Origin of the sequence: Paracoccus sp. (in: a-proteobacteria), from assembly GCF_039808215.1 — a bacterium.
In the GTDB taxonomy this organism is placed as follows: domain Bacteria; phylum Pseudomonadota; class Alphaproteobacteria; order Rhodobacterales; family Rhodobacteraceae; genus Paracoccus.
Window position 1 is genome coordinate 1 of sequence record NZ_JBDHSP010000123.1, and the last position, 5,343, is coordinate 5,343.

Annotated in this window: 4 protein-coding genes and 2 pseudogenes; 1 reads left to right on the top strand and 5 read right to left on the bottom strand. The window is 64.9% G+C overall.

Annotated elements, in window-relative coordinates; translation table 11 throughout:
* From WMK75_RS18180 to trbB, 5 genes and pseudogenes are all read right to left on the bottom strand, one after another.
* A pseudogene (locus tag WMK75_RS18180) lies at positions 1 to 377 on the bottom strand (P-type conjugative transfer protein TrbJ); the annotation flags it as partial.
* Entirely contained in the window at positions 374 to 2,881 is a 2,508-nt protein-coding gene (gene trbE, locus WMK75_RS18185; protein ID WP_347268996.1) for a conjugal transfer protein TrbE, read from the bottom strand. The gene trbE and the pseudogene WMK75_RS18180, both read right to left, overlap by 4 nt.
* 10 nt (positions 2,882 to 2,891) lie before the next feature.
* Positions 2,892 to 3,173, bottom strand: coding sequence for a VirB3 family type IV secretion system protein (locus WMK75_RS18190; protein ID WP_347268997.1), 282 nt, complete (start codon positions 3,171 to 3,173; stop codon positions 2,892 to 2,894).
* Positions 3,173 to 3,502, bottom strand: coding sequence for a TrbC/VirB2 family protein (locus WMK75_RS18195; RefSeq protein WP_347268998.1), 330 nt, complete (start codon positions 3,500 to 3,502; stop codon positions 3,173 to 3,175). The genes WMK75_RS18190 and WMK75_RS18195 overlap by 1 nt, the downstream gene beginning before the upstream one ends.
* Positions 3,499 to 4,497 carry a P-type conjugative transfer ATPase TrbB gene (gene trbB, locus WMK75_RS18200; protein ID WP_347268999.1) on the bottom strand — a complete coding sequence of 333 codons (999 nt, stop codon included), beginning with the start codon at positions 4,495 to 4,497 and terminating at the stop codon, positions 3,499 to 3,501. Before trbB ends, WMK75_RS18195 begins: the two co-directional genes overlap by 4 nt.
* A 369-nt stretch (positions 4,498 to 4,866) precedes the next feature.
* Between trbB and WMK75_RS18205 the strand changes: the two are divergent.
* Positions 4,867 to 5,343 (top strand): annotated as a pseudogene (locus WMK75_RS18205) (hypothetical protein); the annotation flags it as partial.

Below are 5,343 nucleotides of genomic sequence, written 5' to 3' on the forward strand. Positions count from 1 at the left end.
AACATCTGGTCGATGTTCTGCACGTCGAAGGCGATGTTCTGGGCCTGACCGAGAAGCTGCTGGGTCCGCTGGACATTTTGCTGAAGGGCCTGCAGCGAGCTGTGGGGCAAGCTCGCGAGATTGCGGGCCTGGTTGATCAGCATCTGTGCCTCGTTCTGGAGCGAGGTAATCTGATTGTTGATCTGCTCCAGCGTGCGGGCGGCGGTCAGCAGGTTCTCGGCATGGTTGGTCGGATCGTAGACGATCCTGCCGAACCCGCCGAAGAAGGCATGGGCCGGCGTCGTGAACACCGGGGCCAGCGCCAGCGGTGCGGCGAGCGCAAGGGCGAGCGCCGAAGCGCTGGCGATGCGGGTGAACCGGGGAATTGCGCGCGTCATAGGGTAATCTCCTCTTCTTCCAGGATGATGCCGAACTCGTCCTCATCGACGACGGGCGGCAGGTGTTCGCTTTCGGTCGCGAGATTGGTGAGGTCCGGGATGAGATCGGCCGCCCAATCGACGCCGCGGGCACGTAGCCAGGCGGCGAGAAACCCGTTGCGGTCATGCTCGGCGAGGATGTCGCTGATCAGGGCCTGATCGGACTTGGCCGAAGCGGCGCAAAGCGCCAGCCCGACTTCCGACAATCCAAGGTCAAACAGGCGGTTGCCGCGCCGAGACTGGCAGTAATAATCGCGCTTGGGCGTCGCCCGTGCCAGGATCTCGATCTGCCGGTCGTTCAGCCCGAAGCGGCGATAGATCGCGGTGATCTGCGGCTCGATGGCGCGCTCGTTCGGCAAGAGGAGCCGCGTCGGGCAGCTTTCGATGATCGCCGGGGCGATGGCGGAATTGTCGATGTCAGAAAGCGATTGCGTGGCGAAGATGACGCTGGCGTTCTTCTTGCGCAGGGTCTTGAGCCATTCCCTGAGCTGGTCCGCGAACCCCTCGTCATCGAGCGCCAGCCAGCCCTCGTCGATGATCAGCAGCGTGGGCCGCCCGTCCAACCTGTCCCCGATGCGGTGGAACAGATAAGCTAGGACAGCCGGGGCGGCACCGGTTCCAACCAAGCCTTCGATCTCATATGCCTGCACATCCGACGAACCGAGATGTTCGGCTTCCGCATCGAGCAGCCGGCCATAGGGACCGCCGACGCAATAGGAGCGCAGCGCCTGTTTCAGGTCATTGGATTGCAGCAGCACGGCAAGGCCGGTGATGGTGCGTTCCCCGACCGGGGCGGAGGCAAGCGAAGTCAGGGCCGTCCACAGATGCTCCTTCACCTCGGGCGTGATCTGGATGTTCTCGCGCATCAGGATCGCCACGATCCAGTCGGCGGCCCAGGCGCGTTCGGATGTCTCGTGGATGCGGGCGAGCGGTTGCAGCGAAACCGATGTTTCGGAAGCGTCGGTCAGTTCGCCGCCGAGATCGTGCCAGTCACCCTGCATCGCGAGTGCGCAGGCGCGGATGGAGCCGCCGAAATCGAAGGCGAAGACCTGTGAGCGCGCGTAGCGGCGGAACTGCAAGGCCATCAGCGCCAGCAGCACCGACTTGCCGGCGCCGGTCGGTCCGACGACAAGGGTATGGCCTACGTCGCCGACATGGAGGGACAGCCGGAACGGGGTCGAGCCTTCGGTCCTGCCGTAAAGCAGCGGGGGCGCGCCGAAGTGATCGTCCCGCTCCGGCCCCGCCCACACGGCGCTTGAGGGAACCATGTGGGCAAGGTTGAGCGTCGAGACCGGCGGTTGGCGGACATTGGCATAGGCATGTCCGGGCAGGCTGCCGAGCCAGGCGTCGACGGCATTGACCGTCTCGACCATGACGCTGAAATCGCGGGACTGGATGATCTTCTCGACCAGGCGCAGCTTTTCGTCGGCGCGGCGGGCGTCCTCGTCCCAGACGGTGACGGTCGCCGTGACATAGGCCATTCCGGCCATGTCGGCGCCGAGTTCCTGCAACGCCATATCCGCGTCGGCGGCCTTGTTCGCGGCATCGGTGTCCACGAGGGCGGATTGCTCGTTGGTCATCACCTCCTTGATGATCGCTGCGATGCTCTTGCGCTTTGCGAACCATTGCCGGCGGATCTTCGTCAGCAGCCGGGTCGCGTCGGTCTTGTCCATAAGGATGGCGCGGGTCGACCAGCGATAGGGGAAGGCCAGCCGGTTCATCTCGTCGAGCAGGCCGGGGATGGTGGTGCCGGGAAAGCCGGTGATCGTCAGAACCCGGAGATGCTGAGTGCCCAGGCGCGGCTCCAGCCCGCCGGTCAGCGGCTGATCGGCCAGCAGCGCATCGAGATAGACCGGAGTTTCCGGAACGCAGACGCGATGCCGATTGGTCGAGATCGTCGAATGGAGGTAGGTCAGCGTGCCAGCGTCATCGAGCCAGCGGCATTCCGGCATGAATCCGTCGAGCAGCGCCAGCACGCGGTCGGTGCGGTCGATGAAGCCGCGCACCAGCTCCCAGGGGTTCACGCCCGAGGTCTCGCGGCCCTCGTAAAGCCAGGACTCCGAGCGTGCGGCATCTTCTGCGGGCGGGAGCCAGAGGAAGGTCAGGAAATAGCCCGAGACGAAATGGCTGCCTTCCTCCTCGAAATCGGCCTTGCGCTCGGCATCGACCAGCGCCGAGGCGGGATCGGGGAAGCGGCTTGCAGGATAGGTCGCGGCCTCCGACCGCTGCGCCTCGACGAAGATGGCCCAACCGGAGCCGAGACGGCGGAAGGCGTTGTTCAACCGTCCCGCGACCGCAACCAGCTCGGCCGCGACGGCGGAGTCCAGATCCGGCCCGCGAAACTTCGCCGTCCTCTGGAAGGAGCCGTCCTTGTTCAACACCACGCCGGAGCCGACCAGCGCCACCCAGGGAAGGTAGTCAGCCAAGCGGGAGGCGGTGCGGCGGTATTCCGCAAGATTCATCATGGCTTGTGCCTCACACTGAAAGATGGCCGGGGATGCGGAGATGGCGGCGCGCGACCTCGACGAAGAGCGGATCGCGCTTGGCCGCCCAGACGGCGGCGATATGGCCCACCGCCCAAATCAGGATGCCGGCCAGCCAGAGCTGGAGGCCGAGGCCCACGGCCCCGGCCAGCGTGCCGTTGAGGATCGCCACGGATCGCTGCGCACCGCCGAGCAGGATCGGTTCGGTCAGGGCGCGGTGGACCGGGACAGCGAAGCCCGGCACCGCGTCGAGCGCCTCGAAGCTCACGGCCATCAGACCAGCACCCCGCCGCCGAAGCTGAAGAAGCTCAGGAAGAAGGAACTGGCGGCGAAGGCGATGGAGATGCCGAAGACGATCTGGATCAGGCGCCTGAAGCCTCCGCCGGTATCGCCGAAGGCCAGCGTCAGGCCGGTGACGATGATGATGATCACCGCGACGATCTTGGCCACCGGCCCTTCGACGGATTCGAGGATGGATTGCAGCGGCGCTTCCCAGGGCATCGAGGAGCCGGAGGCAAAGGCCGGGGACGTCATCAGGCTCACCCAGGCGACGGCCGAGGCGGTTGCGATATGGTGACGGATGCGGAAGGCACGACGGATCATGCAGGGTCTCCAGTGTTGCGAGTGGTGTCGGGTTCTGAAAAGGCGGGGAAAATCCGGTAGTCGCCGTCGGGACCGAGACCTTCGACGCGGGCGAGTTCAACAAGCCGCCGTGCGGAACCGCGACCGGCGAGGACGGCCACGAGGTCGATGGTTTCGGCGATCATGGCGCGCGGAACGGTGACGACGGCTTCCTGGATCAGTTGTTCGAGGCGGCGAAGCGCGCCAATGCCGGAACCGGCATGGATGGTGCCGATCCCTCCGGGGTGCCCGGTGCCCCAGGCTTTGAGGAGATCGAGCGCCTCGGCGCCACGCACCTCACCGATCGGAATACGGTCGGGACGCAGCCGCAGCGAGGAACGGACCAGATCGGACAAAGTGGCAACGCCATCCTTGGTCCGCATGGCGACAAGGTTGGGTGCCGCGCATTGCAGCTCGCGGGTGTCCTCGATGATGACGACGCGATCCTGCGTCTTGGCCACCTCGGCCAGCAGCGCATTGGTCAGCGTGGTCTTGCCGGTGGACGTGCCACCCGCGACGAGGATGTTCGCACGCGACTGGACGGCGGCGCGGAGCGTTTCCGCTTGACCGGCGGACATGATGCCGGCCGCCACGTAGTCATCGAGCGTGAACACCGCGACGGCGGGTTTGCGAATGGCGAAGGCGGGCGAGGACACGACCGGCGGCAACAATCCCTCGAAGCGCTCGCCGGTCTCGGGCAGTTCGGCCGACACGCGGGGGCTACGAGTGTGGACTTCGACGCCGACGTGGTGGGCGACCAGCCGCACGATGCGCTCACCATCGGCAGCCGACAGTATCTCGCCCGTATCGGCCAGTCCCTCGGACAGCCGGTCCACCCAGATCCGGCCATCGGGGTTCAGCATGACCTCGACGACCGACGGGTCTTGCAGCAGGGCTGAGATGGCAGGCCCGAGCGCCGTTCGGAGCATGCGCGCGCCGCGGTCCACCGTTGCCTGATTGTGGTTGATGCCTGCCATCTCGTCCCCGTTCCACCGGGGAGGCGAGAGTTCCCCGGATGGGGATGACTAAAAGAGACCCCAAAGCGGTCATTTCAACAAGTTTCGACCGTCGTAGTAGTGTGGCGTGCAAATACAGGAGAATGGCGGTGATGCTACTCAGGGCCAAGGCGGCGCGGCGCGGGGGAGTCGCTCAACACAAGCCGGCTGATTCGATGAACATTGCGACCTTGCGGACCAAGTTGCCGTTCGCTGCTGAGGCGCGGTAATCGGCTGTGAATCGGCATGCGAAATTGACCCACTTGGGTGGGTTATGAGCGAGTAAAATTGACCCACCTGCCACGTTAGCATCCGCGCCGAATAGCGCGGAGGAATGAGCAGGTGTTATTGATGGAAAGTGTGTCGAAGATCCGACGGTGGGTATTGGTTGAGGGACGCAGCATCCGATCTGTTGCGCGGGCGACGGGATTGTCGCGGAACACGATCAAGAAGTATCTGAAGGATGAGAGCCCGCCGAGCTACCAGCGCCAGGCCCCGCCGGTTCGGCACAAACTGTGCAACGGGTTTGATCTTCGGCTTCGGGGCCTGTTTGATCAGGACCAGAAACGACCACGCCGGGAGCGGCGGACGGCCCAGAAGCTCTATGAGCAACTCGTGGAGGAAGGCTACACCGGTTCCTATTCGCCGGTTCAGCGGTTTGTCCGCGATCTGAAGCGGGCTGACGCCGGATCGGGAGAGGCGTTCATCCCCCTGCACTTCGCTGCCGGTGATGCCCTCCAGTTTGACTGGAGCGGGTCACGTCCGTCAAGGTGGTGTAATTTCCGCGATGGCCTGAGGGCATGGTCAGGCGGCTTTCGTCGTGATGCT